General features: G+C 42.3%; 23 protein-coding genes. 6 read left to right on the top strand and 17 right to left on the bottom strand.

Annotated elements, in window-relative coordinates; all coding sequences use genetic code 11:
- Nucleotides 1-58: 58 nt before the first annotated feature.
- The 7 genes from cysD to W7W_RS0103580 all read right to left on the bottom strand — a co-directional run bounded on the left by cysD (nucleotide 59) and on the right by W7W_RS0103580 (nucleotide 7,350).
- On the bottom strand, nucleotides 59-964 hold the full coding sequence (cysD, locus tag W7W_RS0103610) for a sulfate adenylyltransferase subunit CysD (RefSeq protein ID WP_010662478.1): 906 nt from the start codon (nucleotides 962-964) through the stop codon (nucleotides 59-61).
- 278 nt (nucleotides 965-1,242) lie between these two features.
- Nucleotides 1,243-2,088: an enoyl-ACP reductase FabI gene (locus tag W7W_RS0103605; RefSeq protein ID WP_010662477.1), complete on the bottom strand. Its 846-nt coding sequence runs from the start codon at nucleotides 2,086-2,088 to the stop codon at nucleotides 1,243-1,245.
- A gap of 233 nt (nucleotides 2,089-2,321) precedes the next feature.
- Nucleotides 2,322-3,977, bottom strand: a complete 1,656-nt coding sequence (gene recN / locus W7W_RS0103600; RefSeq protein ID WP_010662476.1) for a DNA repair protein RecN — start codon at nucleotides 3,975-3,977, stop codon at nucleotides 2,322-2,324.
- Between the two features lie 6 nt (nucleotides 3,978-3,983).
- Nucleotides 3,984-4,886 (bottom strand): type IX secretion system protein PorD, encoded by a 903-nt coding sequence (gene porD / locus W7W_RS0103595; protein ID WP_010662475.1) that lies wholly within the window; start codon nucleotides 4,884-4,886, stop codon nucleotides 3,984-3,986.
- Nucleotides 4,883-6,091, bottom strand: coding sequence for a bifunctional phosphopantothenoylcysteine decarboxylase/phosphopantothenate--cysteine ligase CoaBC (coaBC, locus tag W7W_RS0103590; protein ID WP_010662474.1), 1,209 nt, complete (start codon nucleotides 6,089-6,091; stop codon nucleotides 4,883-4,885). Before coaBC ends, porD begins: the two co-directional genes overlap by 4 nt.
- A 101-nt stretch (nucleotides 6,092-6,192) precedes the next feature.
- On the bottom strand, nucleotides 6,193-6,531 hold the full coding sequence (locus tag W7W_RS0103585) for a DNA-directed RNA polymerase subunit omega (RefSeq protein WP_010662473.1): 339 nt from the start codon (nucleotides 6,529-6,531) through the stop codon (nucleotides 6,193-6,195).
- Between the two features lie 12 nt (nucleotides 6,532-6,543).
- Nucleotides 6,544-7,350, bottom strand: coding sequence for an outer membrane protein assembly factor BamD (locus tag W7W_RS0103580; protein ID WP_010662472.1), 807 nt, complete (start codon nucleotides 7,348-7,350; stop codon nucleotides 6,544-6,546).
- A 306-nt stretch (nucleotides 7,351-7,656) separates the two neighbouring features.
- Here W7W_RS0103580 and W7W_RS0103570 point away from each other — a divergent pair, with 306 nt between their 5' ends.
- The 3 genes from W7W_RS0103570 to cobO all read left to right on the top strand — a co-directional run bounded on the left by W7W_RS0103570 (nucleotide 7,657) and on the right by cobO (nucleotide 10,538).
- Nucleotides 7,657-8,880, top strand: coding sequence for an aminotransferase class I/II-fold pyridoxal phosphate-dependent enzyme (locus tag W7W_RS0103570; RefSeq protein ID WP_010662471.1), 1,224 nt, complete (start codon nucleotides 7,657-7,659; stop codon nucleotides 8,878-8,880).
- A gap of 319 nt (nucleotides 8,881-9,199) precedes the next feature.
- Nucleotides 9,200-9,946: an MBL fold metallo-hydrolase gene (locus W7W_RS0103565; protein WP_010662470.1), complete on the top strand. Its 747-nt coding sequence runs from the start codon at nucleotides 9,200-9,202 to the stop codon at nucleotides 9,944-9,946.
- An 85-nt stretch (nucleotides 9,947-10,031) separates the two neighbouring features.
- Complete coding sequence (gene cobO / locus W7W_RS0103560) at nucleotides 10,032-10,538, top strand: cob(I)yrinic acid a,c-diamide adenosyltransferase (protein WP_010662469.1); 507 nt, start codon at nucleotides 10,032-10,034, stop codon at nucleotides 10,536-10,538.
- An 8-nt stretch (nucleotides 10,539-10,546) separates the two neighbouring features.
- On the opposite strand, the gene W7W_RS0103555 is transcribed toward cobO, so the two are convergent.
- Nucleotides 10,547-11,581, bottom strand: coding sequence for an endonuclease/exonuclease/phosphatase family protein (locus W7W_RS0103555; protein WP_010662468.1), 1,035 nt, complete (start codon nucleotides 11,579-11,581; stop codon nucleotides 10,547-10,549).
- A gap of 140 nt (nucleotides 11,582-11,721) precedes the next feature.
- Here W7W_RS0103555 and W7W_RS0103550 point away from each other — a divergent pair, with 140 nt between their 5' ends.
- Nucleotides 11,722-12,915, top strand: a complete 1,194-nt coding sequence (locus W7W_RS0103550) for a saccharopine dehydrogenase family protein (RefSeq protein ID WP_010662467.1) — start codon at nucleotides 11,722-11,724, stop codon at nucleotides 12,913-12,915.
- A gap of 141 nt (nucleotides 12,916-13,056) precedes the next feature.
- Here W7W_RS0103550 and W7W_RS0103545 read toward each other — a convergent pair whose 3' ends face one another.
- From W7W_RS0103545 to W7W_RS0103510, 8 genes are all read right to left on the bottom strand, one after another.
- Complete coding sequence (locus W7W_RS0103545) at nucleotides 13,057-13,497, bottom strand: hypothetical protein (protein WP_010662466.1); 441 nt, start codon at nucleotides 13,495-13,497, stop codon at nucleotides 13,057-13,059.
- 169 nt (nucleotides 13,498-13,666) lie between these two features.
- Entirely contained in the window at nucleotides 13,667-14,245 is a 579-nt protein-coding gene (locus tag W7W_RS0103540) for an NAD(P)H-dependent oxidoreductase (protein WP_010662465.1), read from the bottom strand.
- Nucleotides 14,242-14,937, bottom strand: coding sequence for an alpha-2-macroglobulin family protein (locus tag W7W_RS0103535; RefSeq protein ID WP_010662464.1), 696 nt, complete (start codon nucleotides 14,935-14,937; stop codon nucleotides 14,242-14,244). Before W7W_RS0103535 ends, W7W_RS0103540 begins: the two co-directional genes overlap by 4 nt.
- A 157-nt stretch (nucleotides 14,938-15,094) precedes the next feature.
- On the bottom strand, nucleotides 15,095-15,703 hold the full coding sequence (locus tag W7W_RS0103530) for a TetR/AcrR family transcriptional regulator (protein WP_010662463.1): 609 nt from the start codon (nucleotides 15,701-15,703) through the stop codon (nucleotides 15,095-15,097).
- Nucleotides 15,704-15,725: 22 nt separating this feature from the next.
- Nucleotides 15,726-16,019 (bottom strand): PG0541 family transporter-associated protein, encoded by a 294-nt coding sequence (locus tag W7W_RS0103525; protein WP_010662462.1) that lies wholly within the window; start codon nucleotides 16,017-16,019, stop codon nucleotides 15,726-15,728.
- 168 nt (nucleotides 16,020-16,187) lie between these two features.
- The gene (locus W7W_RS0103520; protein WP_010662461.1) at nucleotides 16,188-19,355 is read right to left on the bottom strand and encodes an efflux RND transporter permease subunit; all 3,168 of its coding nucleotides are present in this window, start codon (nucleotides 19,353-19,355) and stop codon (nucleotides 16,188-16,190) included.
- A gap of 87 nt (nucleotides 19,356-19,442) precedes the next feature.
- Nucleotides 19,443-20,468 carry an efflux RND transporter periplasmic adaptor subunit gene (locus W7W_RS0103515; protein ID WP_234408519.1) on the bottom strand — a complete coding sequence of 342 codons (1,026 nt, stop codon included), beginning with the start codon at nucleotides 20,466-20,468 and terminating at the stop codon, nucleotides 19,443-19,445.
- Between the two features lie 74 nt (nucleotides 20,469-20,542).
- The gene (locus W7W_RS0103510) at nucleotides 20,543-21,832 is read right to left on the bottom strand and encodes a TolC family protein (protein ID WP_025006798.1); all 1,290 of its coding nucleotides are present in this window, start codon (nucleotides 21,830-21,832) and stop codon (nucleotides 20,543-20,545) included.
- A 316-nt stretch (nucleotides 21,833-22,148) separates the two neighbouring features.
- Here W7W_RS0103510 and W7W_RS0103500 point away from each other — a divergent pair, with 316 nt between their 5' ends.
- Together W7W_RS0103500 and W7W_RS0103495 are read left to right on the top strand one after the other, a co-directional pair.
- Nucleotides 22,149-23,174: a sensor histidine kinase gene (locus W7W_RS0103500; protein WP_010662457.1), complete on the top strand. Its 1,026-nt coding sequence runs from the start codon at nucleotides 22,149-22,151 to the stop codon at nucleotides 23,172-23,174.
- 211 nt (nucleotides 23,175-23,385) lie between these two features.
- Nucleotides 23,386-24,150: a LytR/AlgR family response regulator transcription factor gene (locus W7W_RS0103495; protein WP_010662456.1), complete on the top strand. Its 765-nt coding sequence runs from the start codon at nucleotides 23,386-23,388 to the stop codon at nucleotides 24,148-24,150.
- A 349-nt stretch (nucleotides 24,151-24,499) separates the two neighbouring features.
- Here W7W_RS0103495 and W7W_RS0103485 read toward each other — a convergent pair whose 3' ends face one another.
- On the bottom strand, nucleotides 24,500-24,727 hold the full coding sequence (locus W7W_RS0103485; protein WP_010662455.1) for a hypothetical protein: 228 nt from the start codon (nucleotides 24,725-24,727) through the stop codon (nucleotides 24,500-24,502).
- Nucleotides 24,728-24,789 lie beyond the last annotated feature (62 nt).

Genomic DNA, 24,789 nt, shown 5'->3' with positions numbered 1-24,789 from the left:
CTCACCATCAAGCCAACACGTCAGAGAAAGTCCCTCTTGGGGGGATTTAGGGGGCCCTTTAAAAGTACCCCTCTCGTTTGCGATCCTCCATTGCAGATTCAGAACGTTTATCATCGGCACGGCCACCACGTTCTGTAACACGGGTTGCAGCGACTTCCTGAATAATGTCCTGAAGGTTATTAGCCGTTGAAAGAGAAACTCCGGTACATGTTACATCACCAATGGTACGACATCTAACATCACGCATTTCCAGCTTTTCACCCTCTTTCAACTGCATAAAAGGTGCTTTTGCCATCCATACACCGTCACGCTGAAACACCTCTCTTTTATGAGTAAAGTATAGTGAAGGCAACTCAATCTCCTCCATATAAATGTATTGCCACACATCCATCTCGGTCCAGTTACTGATGGGGAATACACGGAAATGCTCTCCCATATTCTTCTTCCCGTTGAACAAGTTCCAGAGTTCGGGACGCTGATTCTTGGGGTCCCACTGACCAAACTCGTCACGATGTGAAAAAAAGCGCTCTTTCGCACGAGCTTTCTCTTCATCACGGCGTCCACCTCCCATTGCAGCATCAAACTTTTCCTGTTCAATGGCATCCAGCAAAGTAATGGTTTGAATTTTGTTGCGACTTGCATTCACACCGGTTTCTTCCACTGCCTTACCCTGATCAATGGTGTCCTGAACATATTTCACAATACAGCGGGCACCGGTTTTTTCCATCAGGTCGTCACGGTATTGAATTGTCTCAGGGAAGTTGTGCCCTGTATCAATATGCATCAACGGGAATGGCACCTTAGCAGGCCAAAAAGCCTTTCGGGCCAGATGAAACATCACAATAGAATCTTTCCCCCCCGAGAATAACATCACCGGGTTCTCAAACTGGGCGGCAACTTCGCGAATCACAAAAATAGATTCAGCTTCCAACTCCTTAAGGTGGTTAATCTGGTATTTGTCCATTTATCTTTATTCTTTTGCTGAGATTATCCGATATGCTATCAAAATCAACAGTATCAGTTAATCTTTAAATAAATACATGCTTTTAAAATCGGCTCCAAATATACTTAATAAAAAGGCCATTCCCAAAAAAAGGAATGGCCATATAAACAATAGAATGTTAGATTCTTAAAAGTCAAAAAAAATCAAGAATCCAATCTTTTACCCATAGAATCCTCCTCAAACAAAACAACTGTTCTACAAATACTTATAGCAAAACTGCATGCATCAGGCTATTCTCTTTAATACATGTCACTCAACTCTCCGGAATCAAAACTCTTATTGTACTGCTTCATTGCACGCATACTCATACCCATACTTGCAAATCCTCCATCGTGATACAGGTTTTGCATAGTCACTTTCCGGGCATAATCGGAGAACATGAGGGCACAGAAATTGGCACAATCCTGTGCATCAGCGTTGCCAAGAGGTGACATACGATCGGCAAAATCCACCAATCCATCAAACCCTTTTACCCCACTACCAGCGGTAGTTACCGTAGGTGACTGACTGATTGTATTAACCCTGACTTTACGCTCCCGTCCGAAAATATACCCGAAACTACGGGCAATAGACTCGAGCAATGCTTTCGCATCCGCCATATCATTGTATCCGTAAAGGGTACGTTGAGCAGCAACATAAGAAAGTGCAAGCACAGATCCCCATTCACTCATTGCATCCAGCTTAAAAGCCACCTGCAACATCTTGTGGAATGAAATAGCAGAAATGTCCAGTGTTTTCTGAAGATAATTATAGTCCAGATCGTGATAGACTCTCTTCTTTCTTACATTAAGAGACATCCCGATTGAATGCAGAACAAAATCGATTTTGCCGCCCAGAATTTCAGTTGATTGTTTGAAAACATTTTCAAGATCCTCAACATTGGTGGCATCAGCAGGCAGCAGGGTTGCTCCTGTTTTCTCTGCCAGGTTGGTCACCTCCCCCATGCGGCAGGCCACATGAGTATTTGACAATGTGAAAGTGGCTCCCTCTTCGTGAGCCAGTTCGGCAACTTTCCAGGCGATTGACATATCATTGAGGGCGCCGAAAATAATCCCCCGTTTCCCTTTTAACAAGTTATTTCCCATATCGGTAAAATGTTTTTCAGGCTGCAAATATATTGCAAATTCACTGCCGGTAAAAGAATCCGGTCACCTTATATTAATCGAATCTATTTTAAAATAAGTCTAATCTCTGACACACAAAACCTTGCACAACAAGCTGCAAGAGACATTTAACAAAATTACACACCAATTAGGTATTAAAAAGCATCATTTGTGATTGAAATGTATGTAAAAGCGGGTGTTTTTTGTCAGTAACATCAATTTTCCATTAAAAAGCGGGCGTTTTCAAGGGCGGCATCCGTAACGCTTGACCCACTAAGCATCCCTGCAATTTCATTTATTCTTTCGTCATTACTTAACAACTTAACAGAGGAAATGGTTTGATGATCGGTTTCTGTTTTGAAAACTTTGAAGTGACGATTGCCTTTTCCGGCAATCTGTGGAAGGTGTGTGATACTGATAACCTGAATATTCTTCCCCATCAACTGCATGATGCGCCCCATCCGGTCAGCTATTTCTCCGGATACACCGGTATCTATCTCATCAAAGATAATGGTAGGCAATCCTTTGGCATCCGAAAGAAGCGATTTTATGCAAAGCATCACCCTGGAGATTTCGCCTCCGGAGGCTACTTTTGGAATATCGGTAAGTTGTGCACTTTTATTGGCAGAAAAAAGAAAAGCAATCTCATCCTGACCTTCAGGACCAAAATCTGCACTTTTTTGGTTGGAAACAGAAAATCTGGCATTAGGCATTCCCAGTTCACGCAATTGTCCCTGAATAAACCCCTCAATCTGTGTGAAGACCTTTTCGCGGCTTTTTGTCAATGAGTTTGACTGGTCCTGCAGTATTTTCAGTGCTGCAGCAATCTCTTTTTCCACCCCCACCAACTCTTCATCAAAGGAAGCCAGCTGCTCAAGTTTGGAGGAGAGATCCTCTCTTATTTCCAAAAGTGCCTCCACAGAATCAACATGATGTTTTTGCTGAAGAGAGTAAATCATATCCAAACGCTCCTGAATTAATTGCTGACGTCCAGGGTCAAACTCCACCTCAGTGCCACGCTCAGTGATCTCTTCGGCAATATCTTTAAGTTCAATATAGACAGAGTTCAGGCGTCCGGACAATTCTTCGCCCTGAGGAAGATAAGGTGAAATTCGTTGCAAAGCCTCTTTCAGATGAAACAACTCCTGCACCATGGGTTGCTCACTTTCATAAAGGGTCATGGAAGCCTGCGATAAAGCTGATTTTATCTCTTCCACATGCGAAAGGGTTTCCAACTCCAGCTCCAATTCGGATTGCTCCCCTTTCTGAAGGTTAGCCTCTTCCAATTGTTTAAACTGAAACTCCCAATAATCCTGATCATTACGCTGACGGGCATTGAGTTCCTCCAGTTTTTTCTTAGCTGTAAGTAATTTCCTGTATGTATGATATGCTTCGCGGTAACTTTCAAGTATTTGGCGATTTGAAGCGACGGTATCCACCACATTTAACTGAAAATGATTATCCCCCAGAAGCAGATTCTGATGCTGCGAATGAACATCAATCAGCTTGTCGGATAAAGACTTCAGAAAATTCAGGTTGACAGGAGTATCATTGACAAAAGCACGAGACTTCCCGGACGGAAGAATTTCCCGTCTCAGCACTGTTTCATCTTCATAATCCACATCTTCTTCTTCGAAGAGCACCTGTAATCCGTATTTGGATACATCAAAAACACTCTCAATAACACACTTATTCTCCTTATCTCCAATGACAGAAACATCGCTTCGTTGCCCCAGCACAAGTCCCAGAGCACCCAGCATGATAGATTTTCCGGCACCTGTTTCGCCTGTAATAACAGTAAAGCCGGAACCAAATTCGATAACGGCCTTATCAATCAGCGCATAATTCTTTATGGATAAAGATTTCAGCATATTACATTAATTATCTTTAAGCAATTTCTGATAAGCATCCGAATTGGTAGGATTGATTTCTGAAAGGGTATTGACAACCTCTGCCTTCTCCATGGAGAAAGATTCCGAGAAAATATTGACAAATTCCTGATGCTTGGCATCAAATAACACCTGCAAAGCAAACGAACTGGGGTCTGTTCTGTAAACTTTTTTCAACAAATCCATCGATTCCGCAATATTTGCTCTTCCCTCCTCCGGATCTTCGGACATCTGATCCAAACCAGTGCGATGATATTCATAATAAAACTCCCGCAAGGGTCTGTGGTCTTCTTCTAGCAGATTATCCACCAGCCAGTAGCGGTTCTGCCGACTTTCAAATTGTTTCCAACCGCTTTCACGGGCATTTTGCATCATCCCTACAATGCGTTCAGCCTCTTCAAACCAGGTTGTTCCACCTTCAGGACTGAAAGTATCATAGTCATACCCCAGGACAATATTGGCATAATAAGCTAATAGTGCCACCAGGTTGGATTCAATATTGTTTTTATTGTAAACCAGTTGTTCATATTCACCATACCTGAAATCCACATTATCATCTTTAAGATTCAACGTAGTGGTGGAATAAGCAGAATTGTAAACCGGTCGACGAGCCTGTATCTGCATGGAGCCTCTGAACTGATCCACTCCTATTACTTCGTCGATGGTAAAATGAAAGGTGCACTCAATGCGTTCGGAGTTCTCATACTGATGATTGGTCCACTGCTGGTTGTTCATAAATTCATAAATGGTCTCACGCAATGTCTGAAACACATTACGATTGGTCCCCTGAACGGATGGAGCTACTACCTGAACATTGCAACGCAGTTCCTGCCCGGACGCAGCCATCAGAGACATCAGCAAAAAGAAAGATACAAAAATCAGTTTTCTCATTTCAAAAGAATTTTTTCCAGGGCTGAAGCAATATCTCCAGCAACCTCTTTCTTACTCTTTAACGGAAAATTTTCTTTTTTATGGTCTTTATGAATTATTGTAATACGGTTGGTATCGGTCATAAAGCCCTCACCGGCACGATTCGGTGAGTTAAGCACAATAAAATCAAAATTCTTTTTTTTGATTTTATTAAGAGCATTGGCTTCCTCATTGGAAGTCTCCAGTGCAAAACCAACAGTTACCTGATGATCTTCCTTCAGGGCCCCCATATTGGCTGCAATATCAGGATTGGGTTTCAATTGAAGATTCAATTCTTCTCCGGTTCGTTTAATTTTATCAGCAGAAAGATTGGCCGGCGCATAATCGGCCACCGCCGCAGAAAAAACAGCAGCATCACAATCGGGAAATATTTCCCGGCAGGCACTGTCCATTTCTCTGGCAGAAACTACATCGGCACGCTTAATTGATGGGTGAGCAACTGAAAGATTTACCGGCCCTGCCACCAGTTTCACCTCCGCCCCTTTGTCTGCAAGTGCCTCGGCGATAGCAAACCCCATTTTGCCTGATGAATAATTTCCGATAAAACGAACAGGATCAATATTTTCGTAGGTAGGCCCGGCAGTGACAAGCACCTTTTTACCAGTCAGTGTCTTTTTTTTTTGATTGCCCAGAATTTCCGTAATTCTCTGAACAATTACCTCCGGGTCTTCCATTCTCCCTTTTCCTTCAAGGCCACTGGCCAATTCTCCGGTACCGGGTTCCACAATATGGGCCCCAAAAGTACGCAACTGCTCAATGTTTCTTTGATTTGCCGGATGGGCATACATATCCAGGTCCATAGCAGGAGCAACAAGCACAGGACATTTCGCCGAAAGATAAGTCGTAATTAACAGGTTGTCACAAATAGCATTGACCATTTTACCCATGGTATTGGCACTGGCCGGAGCAACAACCATAATATCGGCCCATAAGCCAAGATCCACATGACTATGCCATGTGCCATCTTTGTTGGCAAAAAAATCGGAGAGAACAGCTTTGCCCGAAAGGGCAGATAACGTAACAGGGGTAATAAACTCTTTGCCGGCAGGAGTGATAATGACCTGCACTTCGGCACCGGCTTTCACCAAAAGGCGAAGTAACAAAACAGATTTATACGCAGCAATACTGCCGGTGACACCTAAAATAACCTTCTTTCCTTTCAGCATCCGGGGAATTTAATGTTCCTTGGTTCATGGAACAGATTCAACAATCCTGAAAACAACAAAAGCTTCCCCGCAAAAGCAGGGAAGCCTTTTTGAAATATTTTCTATTGTTCGTCTTCAGCCTTATCGTTGGCGGGATTACGATAGTAAATTTTCCCCTCAACATACTCCTGAGCACCAAGCAGAGACGGCTTGGGAAGACGCTCATAAAACTTGGAGATTTCAATTTGCTCTCTGTTCTCAAAAACCTCTTCAAGGTTATCGGTATATGAAGCAAATTCCTGCAATTTTTTATTGAGCTCTTCTTTCATCTCAACACCAATCTGATTGGCCCTTTTACCTATAATCATCACCGTCTCATAGATGTTTCCGGTTTGAGCCGACATCTCCTGAGTATCCCAGGTAATAGTACTCAATGGCGCATTTGACTTTTTATAATCCATTGCAATGAAAATTTAATTGTTATATGGTTCTAACATCGATGTTACATCTTCAAAAATCTTATTGGCCTCTTTCATGTATGAGCTTTCAGGAAATTCATTAATGAAAGCATAATACTCATCCAGCGTAAGCCTCAAACGATCTTCTTCCTTTTCCTTCACACTGTTTGTTGCCTGAATAAACAGTGAATCCAGAATGAGGAACGACAGCTCTTCACGGTATTCAGTATCGGGAAATTCATCCAGGCTGTTGCGGGCTGTAATTACGGCCGAATGGTAATTGTTTCCCATATAAGTACCAAGGTGATAATAAAGTTTGGCACTTAAATAAGATTTATATACCAACTTCTCCTCCATCTCTTCAATCATGGTAACGGCTTCATCGGCCATTTCACTCTGTGGATAAAGGCTTAGAAACAGCTCCAGCGATTCAATGGCATTCTGAGTATCTGTCTGATCCAGTCGCGGTTTGGGAGACATCTGATAATAATTGGCTCCCACCATAAATTGTGACTTTTCAGCATATTCACTATTGGGATATTTCTTTACAAAATCCCGGAAAAAATGAACCGAACTGATATAGTCACGCATTTCGTAAAGTGCGTTGGCATATTTATATTGTGCTTCTTCTGCCCGGGCGGTCCCCATAAACACAGAAATCAGCTCCTGAAGCAATGTAGAAGCGCGCATATAATCGCCTTCCTCATAATACTCCAACGCCTTTTCATATTTCAGGTCGTAATCGGTACTTTTTAATATTTTCTGATATTCGCTACAGGAGGCCAATAATACAACGGCCAGTAATACAAGCAATTTCCTCATTGTAAATATGCGCTTTTTGTGCATTTGCTGAATCAGGTTCAATAACCAAAACAGATATTGACAAAATTCCGTGCAAAGATACGGTTTTACTTTAAAAAAACAGTTCTTGAAGTGTTTTTTCTTTTTCAATCATTGACGCTCATGATTATCAAAAACCAGGCCACAGAGAAATAATCAGAACAAGAATACACTTCATTACATGGTTTTTTGGCAGGAACAATAGAAATAAACAAAAAACATTACCTTTGCCCGTAAAATCTAAAAAGCTATAGTAAAGTGGATATTTTTGATAAAATAAGTCAAAACATGGGGCCACTTGGCCAATATGGCAAAGACGCCCACGGTTATTTTGCTTTCCCAAAGCTGGAAGGTGAGATAAATCCGCACATGATCTTTCGTGGAAAAGAAGTTCTTACCTGGAGTCTGAACAACTATCTCGGCTTGGCCAATCATCCCGAAGTTCGCAAAGCAGATGCCGACGCGGCTAAAGAATGGGGACTTGGTTATCCAATGGGAGCCCGTATGATGTCAGGCCATACCAGCAAACACGAAGAGCTGGAAAGTGCACTTGCAGACTTCGTTGGTAAAGACGATGCTTACCTGCTCAACTTCGGTTACCAGGGAATGGTTTCTATTATTGATACCCTGGCAACCCGCAAAGATGTCATCGTTTATGACTCCGAGTCACATGCCTGTATTATGGATGGTGTTTTTCTCCATAAGGCAAAAGGAGGAAAAAGCTTTGTATTCCCGCACAACGACATTGAGCGATGCGACAAAATGCTAAAAATGGCCACCAACCGGGCCCGGGAATCAGGAGGTGGTATCCTTGTGATCACAGAAGGTGTTTTCGGAATGGCAGGAGATTTGGGTCACTTACATAAAATCACTGCCCTGAAAGAAAAATATGACTTCCGCCTTTTGGTTGACGATGCCCACGGATTTGGAACCATGGGAACAACCGGAGCCGGAGTCGCCGAACACTACGGCGTTACAGATAAGGTGGATGTAATTTTCGGAACATTTGCCAAATCAATGGCCGGAATTGGTGCATTTGTTGCCAGCCGGGAAGATGTCATTCAATATCTGCGCTACAATATGCGCTCCCAGATTTTCGCCAAGTCATTGCCCATGCCTATGGTAATTGGAGCATTGAAGCGTCTGGAACTGCTGAAAAACAGCCCCGAGCTTAAAGAACAACTGTGGACGGTAGTGAAAGCACTCCAAAAAGGATTGCGTGAAGAAGGTTTCAACCTTGGAGTCACTGAATCACCGGTTACTCCTGTATTCCTGAACGGAACAATACCAGAAGCAACCAATCTCACCATGGACCTGCGTGAAAATTACAATCTTTTCTGCTCCATCGTTGTTTACCCCGTCATTCCTAAAGGACAAATTATGCTGCGTCTGATTCCCACTGCCGCACATACCCTCGAGGATGTGGAATTTACGGTAAAAGCCTTCGCTGAAATCAAAGGAAAACTGGCTGCCGGAAAATACCAGGGAGATAAAATTGCAAGTTTGCAGTAAAAAAAGCTGAAATAATATAATTTTAAAAGGACATCAATATTGGTGTCCTTTTTTTTGGCTTATTCCTTTGGCTCATCACAAATATGAGTATCAAATAAATATTTCGTTCATTCAAAAAAATCACATCTTACTATCACTTAAACATACGACACTTTCAGAGGCGGTGTTCTACGATTTGGCGAACAGGTATAAACATGGCAGCCCTTCAGGCTCCGTATTCACGATGCACCATGCCCTATGCTCATTCTCCCCCAAACCCAAAACATTTACGCCAAAAAGCAGTTATAAATAACAAGAACATCAAAAAAACATGAATACTATGAAAAAGAATACTTTACAACTGCTTAGTGTGATACTTGCCTTATTTTTCACAGGCACCGTTACCTCCAATGCACAGGAAATTAAAAAGGATGGTTTTGAAACCTCCATTGGAACGTTAACCATTCACCATGTTGGGCACGCCTCACTTTGGTTCGAAGTCAATGACAAAGTAATTCACATAGATCCTTTTGGGCAAATGGGAGATTACGCCTCCATGCCTAAAGCCGATCTAATTCTAATCACTCATGAGCATGGGGACCATCTGGATGCGGGAACCATTGAACTGATTTCAAAAGAAAATACACAAATATTCATCAACCAGGCCGGATTCGATGCACTCAAAAAAGGTAATGTACTGGAAAACGGAGATAAAACAGAAGGTTTAGGATGGAAGATTAGTGCTGTTCCTGCTTACAATATTGTCCACAAACGTGAGGATGGCACGGCATACCACCCAGAAGGCCGGGGGAACGGCTATGTCATAGAATTCGGAGACACCAAAGTCTATGTGGCCGGAGATACTGAAAATATCCCGGAGATGAAAGATCTGGGAAAAATAGACATCGCTTTTCTGCCCATGAACCTTCCTTACACGATGAGTCCTGAGATGTGTAAAGAAGCCGCCCTGATGGTAATGCCAACCGTTTTGTTCCCATATCATTACAAAATGGGAGAAACCGATACCCAAAAGTTTGCCCAACTGATGGAGGAGGTTGACGAAATTGAGGTCCGTTTCAGACAGTAGAAGGGTTGAGTGGTGAGGGTTGAGGAATGAGCGTCAGAGTCATTGCCCTCTGCACCATTCCCGGGAATTTACTTATCTTTACTCCATGATTCACATCTATACAGGCAACGGAAAAGGTAAAACCACAGCCGCACTGGGATTATCCGTAAGAGCTGCAGGAGCAGGAAAGAAAATATTCTTTGGGCAGTTTGTTAAAGGAATGGCTTACAGCGAAGTAAAACTCATTACCGAGCAAATACCCCAAATAGATCATCAGTTATTTGGACGGAAGTGCTTTATTAAACGGGATCCGGAACCGGAAGATTACAAAGCTGCTCAGGAAGGCTTGCTGACAGTAAAAGAGTTAATCAAATCGGGTAAATACGACCTGATGGTGCTGGATGAATTAAACATCGCCCTCTATTATCAATTGATCAAACTCGAAGAGGTTCTGGCGATGCTTGATGAAGTCCCTGAAAATACCGAGCTGGTCATCACAGGTCGCTACGCCCCTCCCGAGCTTATAAAAAAAGCTGACCTCGTCACCGAAATGAAAGAGGTCAGTCATTATTATCAAAAAGATGTAAAAGCAAGGAAGGGGATTGAGTTTTAATTCTCTTCCTACTTTTTCTTCAACACAACATAGCTTGCAAAATGATCGCTGTATCCACCGTGATACCAATTACCTACAAAAGTCCGAAAGGGATAGCCACTATAATCACCCTCCTGCTGACGTAAGTACTGCTTATCGTAAATTTCTGTTTTAACGATATGATGTTTCCCGGAATTAGCATCCATCAGATTAGGAGTAACGATAATCTGATCAAATAAATTCCAAAAATCACGGTGACAGAGTGTTCCACGACCTTCAAAAAACAACGGAGCTGTAGCATTAAAGAGACTGTCACTACCTATTTGTTGCGAAGTCACCCCTGCCTTCAGATATTTTTTCACACTCACATCCACCGGATCATCGTTAAGGTCACCCATTACAACAATGCGGGCATCTGCATCTGCCGACGCAATAGAATCGACCAATGAACGGGTTAATTCAGCAGCGGCCTTTCGCAACGGGATACTGCGTTCTTTCCCCCCATAACGAGATGGCCAGTGGTTCACAATAAAATGCATGCGATCACCATCAAGCGCCCCTGTAACGACCAACTGATCACGGGTGTAAATGCGCTCTCCCTCCTCCCCCTGGATGAAAAGAGGAACGGCTCGGTATGATTCAGGTTTAAAAATTTCCGGTCGGTAAATCAGTGCCACATCAATACCGCGCTTATCAGGAGAATCCTGATGAATAATCTGATAATTGAATGCTTTAAGCCTGTCGGTTGATACCAGATCTTCTAACACTTCCCGGTTCTCCATTTCGCAAAGCCCCAGCACAGCAGGAGCACCTACTACTTCGGCCGCTCCTATCCCTGATATTACAGAAGCCATATTCTGAAGCTTTCGCTGATAACGGTTAACATCCCATTTCTTTTCACTTTCCGGAGTGAATACTTCATCCCTCACATCCGGATCATCCATGGTATCAAACAAATTCTCTAAATTGTAAAATCCTACGACTCTTTGCTCGACAGATGGCTGGCATGAGCAAACAACAACCATCACCAGGAGGAACAAAAGTCCTTTAATTACATTGTTCATTATTTTAACGGTTTAAATTCGCAGTAAAAATATAAAATTGCTATATTAATCGACCCATAAGGTAAAGAGATTAAAAAAATTCATTTCTTTGCTGCCATAATTAAAGGGTATTTTCAAACCAAAAAAATGTAAATCAGAAAATGGGTAAAGTATTAATTATTGGCGCCGGAGGTGTCGGCACAGTGGTGGCCCATAAGATGGCCTCCATTCCTGAAGTTTTTTCTGAAATAATACTGGCAAGTCGCACCAAAAGCAAATGCGATGCCATTGCAGAAAAAATTGGTGGAAACCGTATTCAAACAGCACAGGTAGATGCTGATAATGTGCCGGAACTGGTAGAACTGATTAACAGCTACAAACCGGATCTGGTTGTCAACGTGGCACTGCCATACCAGGATCTGACCATCATGGATGCCTGTCTGGAAACAGGGGTTTCGTATCTTGACACGGCCAATTACGAACCCAAAGAGGAAGCAAAATTTGAATATAAATGGCAATGGGCTTATCAGGAAAAATTTAAAGAAGCCGGACTCACTGCTATTCTGGGGTGTGGCTTTGACCCGGGAGTTACCTCCATTTTTACCGCCTATGCTGCCAAACATCATTTCGACGAATTGCATTTTCTCGACATTGTGGATTGCAATGCAGGTGACCATGGAAAACCTTTCGCTACCAATTTCAACCCTGAAATCAACATCAGGGAGGTAACCCAGAAAGGAAAATACTGGGAAAACGGACAATGGAAACTCACCGAGCCCCACGAAATTCACAAGCCGCTGAATTATCCCGAAATCGGCCCCAAAGAGTCGTACCTCATCTATCATGAAGAGCTCGAATCGTTGGTTAAAAACTTCCCCACTCTGAAAAGAGCCCGTTTCTGGATGACGTTTGGTCAGGAATACCTGACCCACCTGCGTGTGATTCAAAACATTGGGATGGCCGGAATTGAACCGGTAAAATTTAATGGGGTGGATATTGTTCCCATCGAATTCCTGAAAGCTGTATTGCCCAATCCCGGTGATCTGGGCGAAAACTATAAAGGACAGACATCCATTGGTTGTCGCATCAAAGGATTAAAAGACGGAAAAGAGAAAACTTACTACATCTACAATAATTGCGACCATGAAGAGGCTTACAAGGAAACAGGAACTCAGGCCGTAAGTTATACTACCGGCGTACCCGCCACTATCGGTGCTATGATGTTCCTCAAAGGACTGTGGAAGGAACCCGGCGTTTTCAACGTAGAGGAGTTTAATCCCGATCCGTTTCTGGAAGAGCTCAATAAACGCGGATTGCCCTGGCATGAACAACATAATGTGGATTTGGAACTGTAATTGGAGGTTAAACAGAAGATTTAAAATAAAAAAGCCGGTTTCTGAAGCCGGCTTTTTTCAGCATCAATTCCAAAAAACCCGCCATTAAAGAAAAGCGGGTTTTAGATATATTCAAAATTTCATTGGTACTTCATTTACTGTTCAATGATCCGCCTCCTTGAGCGCAATTAACACACTCTCAACCTCCTGATAAAATGATGAATCAACATTCAAAAAGCTCAATGCAGCCGGAAGGGTGGAACAAGTTTCCAAAGAGAAAATACCCGTAACGGCAAAACGATTTAGTAGAGAGCTAAAGACAACCTGATTGGGATTCATCGTTAGAAATGCGACTCTTTTACGCACAAGAATATCAGAATTACCCCGGACTTTGGCCAGGAAATCCTCAATTGAATTTTTTCTGACTACAAATTCGGCTTCCCGGATATCATAAAGAACTTGAAAATCATTACGATATCTTTTTTCCTCTGCACTTTCCAACATCATGGAAAACAAAGAGTTTAAATCAATTTGGCCCTTTAGATAACGTACAATCAATCCGGGTTCTTCAATGATTTCATATTTTAATACAGGCTTTGTCATCCCTTAAATAATATTTGTTGTTAATCACCTAAAATACAATAACCCAAACAACATCAAAAGAAAATTTAATTATTTATCTCACACTCAACCTGCCATATACAAAATACAACATTTTCAAAAAAAAAGAATTATCAGAGACCAAAGAATCATAGATCTTCAGAAAGTATCTTTATTTCAACTCAGCACCAAGTTTTGTAACCTGGCTCAGCCACTTTTCCCGTTTTTTATCATCCGAATTTTTTACCGGGCCAAATGCTAAAATCCGAACCGGTTTGATTCCGCAGAACTCCAGAATTCCTTTACGCAAAGAGTTATGCCCGGGACTTTTGTAAATCAAAGAATAATACCATTTAGGGGTATCCATCGTTACAATAAGTCGGGCCGTTTTTCCCTTGAAGTATTTATCCCAAAAGAGCGAATTCTCGCGATATTTGAAAGCAAAACCTGGAAGAAAAACACGATCGAAAAAACCTTTCAGCAAAGCAGGATAAGTCCCCCACCAGGTAGGATAAACAAATACCAGATGATCCGCTTTCAAAATGGCTTCCTGCATTTGGACCAGATCGGGCTCCAGTTCTGTTCTCTGCCTGTAACCATAATGCAAAATGGGATCGAAATGAAGATCCGCAAGATTTACCAAAGTACAATTCGCATTTTGGGATTCGCATCCTGCTTTATAACTTATCGCCAGGCTGTGGCAAAAACTAATTTTGTCGGGATGACCGTTAATGATTAGAATGTTTTTCATTTAATTCTGATTATTTTTATTTCATTATTGGCATTGAATATCGGAAAATACATCAATTCCACTTTTGCAGGATTGACCGTATAGGTACCGCCATATCTGGCAATCAGCTCAATCTCAAAAGTATAATCTCCTTTGGGCAGATAATCGCAAAAAATGGTTGTTTCGTTTCTGAAATATTCCCGGTGCGATTCTATTCCGCGATTGTTTGGCTTATTGCCATACGAACAACCTCCCGGCACCGGAATATTAATCATCACATACTCAGCATCCTTCTTAACCGTTACCCGGGCAATGAGCATGGTTTCCTGCCCAGACTCCAACTTAACAGAAGCTCCATTGTCAAAACTGGTGGAAATCTCAAAATCATTCTTTTTTAAAACAGGCCGACTGTTCCAAAAGCGCTGATATGAAGTCAGGTAAACCGGAAAGTCTCCTGTTTTAGTGATTTCCACTTGTTGTGATGGTGCTAACTGCATCTCAAAGGGAAATTGGGTAACCGTTTTAGTGACATCACCGGTCAATTGCAGCTCTGGCTTGCTCACTTTTGATTTATCCCCCAGCAAATCAGGCAGAATGGCTTCGACAATTTGAGCTGACTCATAAGTATTTCTCCAATAGCCATTCTGTCGGGTTTCCAGAAAATAGTTGGATGGAATATCATTTGAAAATTTATCCTTATCCCAGGATGCCACAGTTTATTGGATATAGTTACCACATACAGAACACAATACTCAAATATATAAAATCTTTTGAGGATTACCTTCTGGTTTCAGAAATCCGAACATAAAAAAGCGAGGATTCTGCAAAAACAGAAACCCCGCTCAAAACAAGGATAAATGTAACCTTAATCTATGCTGTCAATAGTTTCGGATTATCCATCAACTGGTTCAACACTTTTCGTCCGTGATCGGTGCATACACCACTGGTCTGCAAATAAAAAGCATTGTTCAAGTCAATTTCAGCCATCTGTAACACCGCTCCTTTCTCATTGGTCTGAAAAAGATAACCAGCCACCAAACGGGCAAAATCATCTTTAAATCGCACCAGGAAGATTCCCTCTTCTTCCCCCTCATCCACAATCCGACCGAATATTTCAACTATAAAATCGTTGTATTTTCGATGCAATTCTTCGGCCAGTTTTGAACTCATTTTATTTAATGAATAAACAAAAACAGGGGTCAATGGCTTAAAAAAATCAGCAATCAACTTGTAAACGCAATAGAGTTTACGGATGCTGCCATCCTCTTTATCAACGATGGAAGACACTGCCTCCCTGTACTTTGAGAACTGGTCATTCAGCACCATATCAACCAACTCATTTTTGGTAGTTACCTGCTGATAAAGCGTTCTTTTTGAAATCCCCAATTCCTGAGCCACATCATCCATAGTCAGGTTTTTAACGCCGTAACGAAAATAGAGATTCATGATGCGGTCGAGATCTAAGACTTTATTCTTCATACCCAATATTTTTTCTTTCGACCTAATACGACTGCGTAATATCCCATACAAATGCACGCACACCAATGGCTTTATTACGTATATCCAGTTTGTGAACTGTTTTAAGCAACACATCGACCTTATCATCCTCAACCATGGTGATGATGGCCGAATTCATTTCGGGCCACGTATGGGTTCCGCGACGAGGCTCCCCGGTCAGAGATCCTTGTCCCTGCACCTGTTCCCAAAAGGTAAATCCTCTTATCTCCAACTGATCAAGCATATACTCTACACGTTCGGTATTGGCCTGATTAAATATTATAAATACTGCTTTCATTTCTATAGAATTTTTAATTATCTGACAAAAATATCCCCTTTTTATTTAGTCTGATCGAGGCAAACAACCCGTAGTCTTTGACATTCACCTACTCGTGAGAAACGAGAGCCAGGGCTCCCCTCGATCGGAATCGAGGGGGAGGAGAAACTGCTTTTTATCATTCAAAAATTATTCATCATCTGCAATCTGCAGGAACTTAAACTCTTTACGGGTTTTCTCCTCTTTATCACGTTCTCCATGTTTGGACATGATACCGTAAAGCAGTGGCACCACGATAAGGGTGACCATGGTTGACACCAACAATCCGCCAATCACCACGATTCCCATAGGTCTCCATGTTTCCGAACCCGTACCGGTACTCATGGCCATAGGCAACATACCCAGAATGGTTGTGAAGGCCGTCATCAATACCGGACGCAGTCGGGAAGCACCGGATAAAGCAATCGCTTCGTTCAGCTCATAGCCACGGTCACGCATCAGATTAATGTAATCCACCAGCACAATACCGTTTTTCACCACAATACCAACGAGCATGACCACCCCGAGTGCCCCAATCATATCCAGCGACACACCAGTCACCCAGAGAGCAAGCACCACACCCGAGATCGCAAAAGGGACGGACATCATAATGATAAAGGGCTTGGACATGGATTCAAACTGAGAAGCCATCACGATGTAAACCAACATCACAATCAATGCCAGCAGCAGTCCGATATCGGCAAATGTCTCCTGCTGTTCTTCGTAGTCACCGGCCAGACGCAGCGTCACTCCCTGAGGGACATCCACTTCATCCAGGGCTTTCTCCATTTCTATGGCCAGTTCGCCCAACGAAACCTCATAGGGCGTAACGGCAACGGTGACAATCCGCTGACGACGTTTACGCTCAATGGTAGGTGGTGACCAGTACTCGTCCACATCGGCAATCTCACTCAGTTTGATATTGCCATTGGCGGCGGGAATGGTCAGTGATTCAATATCTGAAATAGAGTTACGATCTTCTTCCTCTATTCGAACCACAATGGGATATTCCTCTCCATCTTCTTTCAGAAAACTGGCTGACATTCCTTTCACGCGATTGTAGGCCATGCTCGCCACAGTGGCAGCATCCAATCCGTGACGGGCAAGCTTTTCCTTGTCCACATCAATTTTCAACTCCGCACGATCTTCATCTCTGCTGATGGTGATATCACGGGCGCCTGGCACATTGGCTCTGATAATATGCTGAACCTCTTCGGCCAAAATATTGGTTTTGTCAAAATCATGACCATAGATTTCCACATCAACAGTAGAAGCAGACCCCCCCATTCCACTGGACACGCTGGCCTGATAATCGATAATCTCCGGATACTCAGACATCTCCTGTCTGAAGAGTTCTGCAATCTCAAATACGCTGCGTTCACGCTCATCCTTATCTCTGAGCACAACCGTCATGGCAATCTTATTGTTGCTTGAGGATGCAAAAAGCGCAGAGACACTGGCTTCATCATTGGAACCGGTTGTGGTCGCCACCATTTCTATTTCAGGAGCGAGTTCAGAAAACCGGGTTTCCAGCCTGCGAGCGGTCTTTATGGTTTCTTCAACCCGTGTTCCCCGGTTCAATTCAACCGTAACGGAAATCCGTCCCTGATCACTCTGCTGCATGAAGTCGGTACCGATAACTCCCAAGAAAACAGGCATTAAAGAAATGAAAAACAACACCACCACAACCAGCAAAGTCAGTTTCTTATGGTTCAGAGAGAAACGAAGAACCCTGGAGTACCAGCCATCCAGCCGGTCAAGAGCACCCACCACATACTTCTGATACCAGTTACGCTTAGGCTCTTCCGGGATGATGTGCCCTTTGGCATCCACTTTAAAATCGCGGGCTTTAAGCAATTTGGAAGTCAACATCGGAGTTAACGAAATAGCCACTACTGTTGAGGTAACTACCACGATGGTTACAATCCATCCCAGCTCCTTAAACATGATTCCTGCCAATCCTCCCAGCATCGTAAGGGGAACGAACACCGCAGCAATTACCATGGTTGTTGCGATTACTGACACCCACACCTCATTGGTGGCATAAATTGCAGCCTCACGTGGACTGGAGCCCCGTTCGATGTGCTTGGTAATATTTTCGAGCACCACAATGGCATCATCCACCACCATACCAATTGCGATGGTAAGCGACGACAAAGAAATGATATTCAATGAACTCCCCACAAAAGCAAGGTAGATAAACGACACGATCAATGCAATGGGAATCGTAATACCGATAATCAAAGTGGCCCGCCATCGTCCCAGGAAAAGCAATACCACCAGAACAACAAACATCAGGGCATATAAGATAGATTCCTCGAGACTGCTGATGGAATCTTTAATATTGTCGGACGAGTCGTAAATAATATCCACCTCCACATCGGCAGGCAAAAGTTTTTGGATTTTTGCCATTTCCTTATTGACCTCCTTACAAATTTCAACGGTATTGGCGCCAGACTGCTTGGCAATAATCACCCGGACGCCTTCTCTTCCGTTGATTTTCTCATCCAGCGCAAGGTCTTTGATGGTATCCCGAACAGTTGCCAGATCCCGGACAAACACCTGACGACCGTCACTGGTGGTCGTCACCGCGATGTCACGAATCTCCGAACTCTCCACATACTCGCTACGCACCTGAAGTTGGTACTGTTCTTTATTCATCTTCACAGTACCCGAAGACATATTCAGATTGTTGCTGCTGATGACATTTCCCACTGTTTCGAGCGGAATATTAAATGCATCCAGCTTCTCCTGTTCGATGTCCACATATACATAACGCTCAGGCGTTCCGGAAAGAGAAATATTTCCGATTCCATCAACTCTGTTAAGCTGTGGAATCACCACATCGTTCAAAGTTTTATCCAGTCCTGCATAACTGTCCTCAGCCGTTACCGAATACATAATAATAGGCATTGAACTGGTGCTGAACTTAAAGATAAAAGGCGTACCCGCTCCCGTGGGCAGGTTGTCTTTGGCCATATCGATGTACGATCGCACATCATTAATGACCTCATCGAGATTCATTCCCCACTCAAGTTCCAGGGTAACCAGTGACATATTGTCCTGCGACCTGGAAGTCAACTCTTTCAATCCGTCCACCGAGTTCAGACTATTCTCCAGCAGACGGGTAACATTGGTTTCCACCTCGCTGGCGTTGGCTCCCGGATAGGAGGTCATCACCGAAATGTAAGGCGGATCAATTTCAGGATACTGATCGATAGGCAACTGTTGTAAAGAAAACAGCCCTATCACTATCACGGCCACAAAAACAAGTGCAGTCGTAACCGGCTTATTGATAGATGATTTAAAAATACTCATATTAAAAAAAGTTTTTATTAAGGACAGAACGTCTCCCTTCGGTGGAAAAAGTCACCGAACCGGAGTAACCTAAAACAACAATCAGGATTACTTTACTACATTGAGCTTCATGCCCTCAATCAGTTTGGCCTGTCCCACGGTTACCAACTGGTCTCCTGGTTTCAATTCATCAGAAGAAACTTCTATGAGGTCATCAAAACGTTGTCCCAGCTTCACCCTCATTCTTTTTGCTGTACCATTTTCGTTCACAAAAACATATCGTTCATCCGAACCTGTCAGTTTCAATACTGCGCGATAAGGAACCATCAATGCTTCAACATCGTAAAGGTTTATTGATGTCTGCACGTACATTCCTGGCCTCAGCAAATTCTCTGAATTGGGAATCCGTACTTTTGCCTGAAAGGTATGAGTTGCAGGATCGATGGTGGGATAAACAATTTCTATAACAGCAGGAAATTCCTGATTTTTATAGACATCGGGTTTCACAGTCAATTCCATTCCCTCCTTTACAAAAGGCACATAAGATTCGGGAATGCTAATCAACGCCTTTAGCTGATGGGTTTGGGTTAGCGTAAGAATCGGACTTCCGCTAAACAACTCGCCCTCCTCATAATTCTTTTCGGAAATCACACCGCGTATTGGTGCTTTCACAAATGTGTTGGGTTCCAGAAACTCAAGATTCTCTTTGGCCTGATCAAGAGCCAGCTTGGCCTGATCATAAGCTTGTTGAGAAACGGTTCCCGATTCTTTCAACACTTCCAGCCGCTTAAACTCAATTTTTGCATTGGAATAAGTGAGCCTGGCTGTTTTATACTGATTCTGATCCAGTCGCACCAGCATATCTCCCTTATTCACACGTGATCCCACTTCCACAAAAATCTCCTCAATAATTCCGGTCAGAGAGGGTGCAATATTCACTGTCTCATACCCTTCCAGGGTAGTAGAGATATCAATTTTACGGGTCACCGTGCTTTTCTTTAGTTCGGTAACTTTTACATTTTCTACCCGTTCAGCTTCGTTTTTGGCTTCAGCTTTTTCGGTGGCAGCACCACAACTAACCATTGCCAAAGAAAGTCCTGCTGTAATTACAAGTATTAAAAAACGGTTCATCATTATCTGTGTTTTATTGTTATCTGATTATTATTCTAATATCACTTAACCTTAGCCTCAACCTCACTCCTGCCTTTCTAAGGTGCTTCCACATTCAGCAGTTGCTCCAGCTCAATCTGAGCCGTCACCACATCGAGCAGTGCCTGCACATAGCTGTTCTGGGCTGAAATAAGTTCGGTTCCGGAATTGGTCACATCCAGACTGGATGCAATTCCCTGTTCGTACTTACGGGAAACATTATCGAATACCCGCTGAACCACCACCATATTTTTTTCCTGGGTTTCCAGACTTTCATAAGATGAAGTAAGATTGTACGAAAGCTGACGATGCTGAATAATCAAAGACTCACGTGTATCGTCGAAAGTATTCAGTTGCTGCTTGTATCCCAGTTTGGCTTCCTGCACAGCTTTATATCTGCTGCCGCTGGAGAAAATGGGAATATTCAGTGAAACCCCGAACATATTGGGAGGCGTGCTGTTCATCGTGGCCTCATCACTCAAATACTCCTTTTTGGTGTATTGATAAAATGCCTGTAGCGACGGAGCATACTCCCACTTCTTCATTGTCACCTGCTTTTTGGCCAGTTCCACATTCTGTTCCAGCAACTGGTAGTTGTAATTATTGTCGAGCATAAAATCCATATCAAGCAACGCCATGGCTTTTTGAGGTTGCATCAATTCATCAATGGTTTGGGATAATTCAATTTCTGAATTAACGTCCAGTCCCAGTTGCAGTCTAAGAGAGTTATATATCATCTCTAATGATCTCCGGGTGGAATTGATATTGGTATTCATGGTGGCAATCTGCACCGAGATAAGGTCGGCATCAGTCTGCTCAGAAATCCCCACTTCCACCGATTGCTGTGTATAATTGAAAAGCTTTTCCAGATTTTCCAGGTTCTTCTCCAACAAAGATGTGGTCTCCTCCATCACCAGTGCAGAATAGTATAATGTTTTTACCTGATCGGTCACTTCCTTCTCACTCTGCTTCAGGGTGATATCAGCCATATTTTTGGCAATATTTTCCAACTGCACTCCAACAACCTGTGCACCACTGAGGGCAACCGAAGCGGTACCTCCATACGTTACTGAGTTGGGCATAGAGATCTGAAAGTCTCCCAAATCCATCGAATACCCGAACATATTACTGTAATCAACGGTGGCATTTACCTGTGGCAGCATGGTTGCTATGGTCTGCCAACGGCTTGCCTCCGCGATCTGCACATCCATAGAAGCATTTTTCAGTGTACGGTTGTGCTCCAAAGCATGGTTCTGCGCTTCTTCCAACGTCAAACGGAGACTTTCCTGAGCACCGACAGTACCCGTCAGCATCACCGCCATCAAAAACATTAAAATCCTGTTTTGCATATTGTACTAAAATTTGATTTTCAACATGGTTTCAATTACTTTCAGGAAATCAAAAGGGCCGGACAAAGCTTATTTTTGAATTCCGTCAGCAAATATCACCCATGCCAACAGGTATTTAAAATGGAATCAAGGAAACGCGGAGAGTTTTCAATAATCAGACAAAATCCGGGAGAAAGTCCGTTCATTGAAAAAAAAGGCCGATTATTGAAATTTTCGTCCGTTTATTGAAATTTGACAGAAGACAATAGTGTTCCCGGGGATAAATAATAATTTTGCCCCGGGCCGGACGCCAAAAAATAAATTTAGAAAGGATACCATGTTTTCAAACTTCACCAGGTGGTACAAGGCCCTTCCATCCATTGCAATATGGATAATGCTGGCTCTGTTTTACTTTTCAATAGGATCTCAGATCAGTGCCCTGAAAGGCCTTATTCATGCTGTGGTACTGACCTCCATCCAGTATATTGTTTACAATGTAAACATTAAATGGCTTATGCCCCGCTATCATTCCGGCTATAAGACCAAATTCAGAGTATACAACACAATACTCATTGTAAGTCTGGCTGTTATAGGTGTTAGTATCGAAGCCTTCTTCACAAAACTATACCCGTCATTACGACCGGAGAACTTCAACCTTTTTGGTGCCTTTATTTTTCATATCATACTGTGTCTGATTGCCTTCTGGATCAGCATGACCAAATACCTGGAAGAAAAACAGGAAAACAGCATTGTGGAAATTGAAACGCTCAAGCGCGAGAAGGCTGAAAGTGAATTAAAATTCCTAAAAACACAGGTCAACCCGCATTTTCTGTTCAATGCACTTAACAATATATACTCCATGGCCTATACGGGTGACGAATCAACACCCGAAAAAATCACCATGCTGTCAGATATGCTTCGGTACGTGCTGTACGATTGCGAATCGGACTATATATCTCTCTACAAGGAGATCGATTACATCAACAGTTTCCTTGAATTTCAGCAGCTAAAAACTGAAAAGCGACAAAATATCACCTTTGAAGTAGGAATACATGACGAAAATTATCAAATTGCTCCCATGCTTCTGGTTACCTTTGTGGAAAATGCGTTCAAACACAGCAAGATTGAAAAGGATAAATCAGGTTTTGTAAATATTGAATTGAAACAAAACGCTGAAGAATTTCATTTCAGTGTGGAAAACAGCATCCGGGCTCAGACAACCGACAAAAAAACAGGCAAAACACGTGGTATTGGCATTGAGAATGCACGCAACAGGCTTGAACTACTTTATCCTAAAAAGCATAAGCTGATTATCGTCCATGATGAAGACAAATATAAAATAACTTTGAAATTGTATAAATAGTGTTTGTCTATGAAGTCCAACTTCTGCGTTGTTGCTCAAAATCTAAGTCCTCATCCCGATTGTGCTTTTTGTTGGTTTTTTGTTTAAAAAACCTTACAAAAGCTACTTCGGGACTGCGGTTTAGATTTTTCACACGCCTTGAATTTGAACTTTCTATCTCAAACACGTGAAAAACGCTTATTTTATAGACAGACTCTAAATAATCTATCCTATGGCAGCTCAGGGAAAATATAACTGCATTGTAATTGATGACGAATTTCTGGCACGTAAACTGATGGCCGATTATATTTCAAAAATTCCTCAGTTCAATCTGATCGATTCGTTTGACTCCCCGATGGCTGCCATCGATACCATTTCCAACGGCCAAATTGATGTCATCTTTACAGATATTGAGATGCCGGATATGTCGGGAATGGATTTCATCAAGAACCTGATGGTCCCCCACGGGCCCCTAATCGTTTTTGTCACGGCTTATCCTCAATATGCTGTTCAGGGATTTGAAGTGAATGCAGTAGAATACCTGCTGAAACCGGTTTCTTTTCCACGGTTTGTTAAAGCAGTCAACAAGATTATTACCATTCTCAATTACAAGCAAAAATACAAGGAACTGGAATCACCTGCAGGAAAATCAATCGTTCAGGAAGCTCCCGCCGAGGAAACAAAAAATTTCATTATAGTGAAATCAGACAGAAGAATGGTAAAACTTCTTTATGACGATATCCTATATATTGAAGGAGCTCTGGAATATGTTACTTTTCACACGCACACAGCCAAATATATGGGGCTCTTCTCACTCCGTAAGCTAGAGCAGGAGCTCCCTGCAGAGCGTTTTATGCGCATTCATAAATCCTATATTGTGGCACTGGATAAAATCAGGGAAATCAATGGCAATCTGGTAAAAGTAGGAGAACACACAATATCTGTGAGTAAAATGATGAAACCCAAATTGCTGAGTTATTTTGCGGGGAAGAAGTAGAAATCATCGTGTTTCTTTGTTTACAAATCTGCAGTACAAAAAAGACACCGAAGGTTTATGCTCGTTTTATTTAATATACCCCATATCCCTTCTATTCAAATGAAGATAAGCAAGAAAAACAACATTCCCTTTTATCTTGTAAAAAATTGTAGTTTGCTTACTTAAAACAGCCTTTCTCAATTCATCTTTCTGAGTTGATAATGGAAACAAAAGAGGATTCTGAACAATCAATTGCAATTATTGACTCAACTTCTATTTAAAATTACTGACTTCCTTTTCGGTCCATCTTAAACGTAAATCTTCCAAAATATCTTCAAGATTCTTTACAGATTCTTCAGACCATCTCAATTCAAAGTCCATACCTGCGTTTTACATCATCATGAGAAACTGTCGGACCATTTTCGATATCATTTAATCCTCTTTCAACCCCCTGCTTTTGAGAATCAGTCAAATCAGTCCACCATTCCTTTTCAGTAGATTTTGAATCCTTTACAACTTTCAGATATTCGATGGTTTCCTCATCCTCCAGTTTGGTTAACCATTCAATAAGCTCCAACTTAATTGCCTCATTCCCCATAATTTAACTTTTTTATTCTCGAATCAATCAAAGTTACAAAATTTATCAATGATGTTGGGTTT

It is taken from the genome of Marinilabilia salmonicolor JCM 21150, from assembly GCF_000259075.1.
In the GTDB taxonomy this organism is placed as follows: domain Bacteria; phylum Bacteroidota; class Bacteroidia; order Bacteroidales; family Marinilabiliaceae; genus Marinilabilia; species Marinilabilia salmonicolor.
Note: the sequence above shows the minus strand (reverse complement) of the source record. Positions and strands in the feature narration are given on the sequence as shown.

Bases quoted from the DNA above. Each gene is read 5' to 3' on its own strand.
- cysD (WP_010662478.1), bottom strand. From the start codon at position 964: ATGGACAAATACCAGATTAACCACCTTAAGGAGTTGGAAGCTGAATCT.
- W7W_RS0103605 (WP_010662477.1), bottom strand. From the start codon at position 2,088: ATGGGAAATAACTTGTTAAAAGGGAAACGGGGGATTATTTTCGGCGCC.
- recN (WP_010662476.1), bottom strand. From the start codon at position 3,977: ATGCTGAAATCTTTATCCATAAAGAATTATGCGCTGATTGATAAGGCC.
- porD (WP_010662475.1), bottom strand. From the start codon at position 4,886: ATGAGAAAACTGATTTTTGTATCTTTCTTTTTGCTGATGTCTCTGATG.
- coaBC (WP_010662474.1), bottom strand. From the start codon at position 6,091: ATGCTGAAAGGAAAGAAGGTTATTTTAGGTGTCACCGGCAGTATTGCT.
- W7W_RS0103585 (WP_010662473.1), bottom strand. From the start codon at position 6,531: ATGGATTATAAAAAGTCAAATGCGCCATTGAGTACTATTACCTGGGAT.
- W7W_RS0103580 (WP_010662472.1), bottom strand. From the start codon at position 7,350: ATGAGGAAATTGCTTGTATTACTGGCCGTTGTATTATTGGCCTCCTGT.
- W7W_RS0103570 (WP_010662471.1), top strand. From the start codon at position 7,657: ATGGGGCCACTTGGCCAATATGGCAAAGACGCCCACGGTTATTTTGCT.
- W7W_RS0103565 (WP_010662470.1), top strand. From the start codon at position 9,200: ATGAAAAAGAATACTTTACAACTGCTTAGTGTGATACTTGCCTTATTT.
- cobO (WP_010662469.1), top strand. From the start codon at position 10,032: ATGATTCACATCTATACAGGCAACGGAAAAGGTAAAACCACAGCCGCA.
- W7W_RS0103555 (WP_010662468.1), bottom strand. From the start codon at position 11,581: ATGAACAATGTAATTAAAGGACTTTTGTTCCTCCTGGTGATGGTTGTT.
- W7W_RS0103550 (WP_010662467.1), top strand. From the start codon at position 11,722: ATGGGTAAAGTATTAATTATTGGCGCCGGAGGTGTCGGCACAGTGGTG.
- W7W_RS0103545 (WP_010662466.1), bottom strand. From the start codon at position 13,497: ATGACAAAGCCTGTATTAAAATATGAAATCATTGAAGAACCCGGATTG.
- W7W_RS0103540 (WP_010662465.1), bottom strand. From the start codon at position 14,245: ATGAAAAACATTCTAATCATTAACGGTCATCCCGACAAAATTAGTTTT.
- W7W_RS0103530 (WP_010662463.1), bottom strand. From the start codon at position 15,703: ATGAAGAATAAAGTCTTAGATCTCGACCGCATCATGAATCTCTATTTT.
- W7W_RS0103525 (WP_010662462.1), bottom strand. From the start codon at position 16,019: ATGAAAGCAGTATTTATAATATTTAATCAGGCCAATACCGAACGTGTA.
- W7W_RS0103520 (WP_010662461.1), bottom strand. From the start codon at position 19,355: ATGAGTATTTTTAAATCATCTATCAATAAGCCGGTTACGACTGCACTT.
- W7W_RS0103515 (WP_234408519.1), bottom strand. From the start codon at position 20,468: ATGATGAACCGTTTTTTAATACTTGTAATTACAGCAGGACTTTCTTTG.
- W7W_RS0103510 (WP_025006798.1), bottom strand. From the start codon at position 21,832: ATGCAAAACAGGATTTTAATGTTTTTGATGGCGGTGATGCTGACGGGT.
- W7W_RS0103500 (WP_010662457.1), top strand. From the start codon at position 22,149: ATGTTTTCAAACTTCACCAGGTGGTACAAGGCCCTTCCATCCATTGCA.
- W7W_RS0103495 (WP_010662456.1), top strand. From the start codon at position 23,386: ATGGCAGCTCAGGGAAAATATAACTGCATTGTAATTGATGACGAATTT.
- W7W_RS0103485 (WP_010662455.1), bottom strand. From the start codon at position 24,727: ATGGGGAATGAGGCAATTAAGTTGGAGCTTATTGAATGGTTAACCAAA.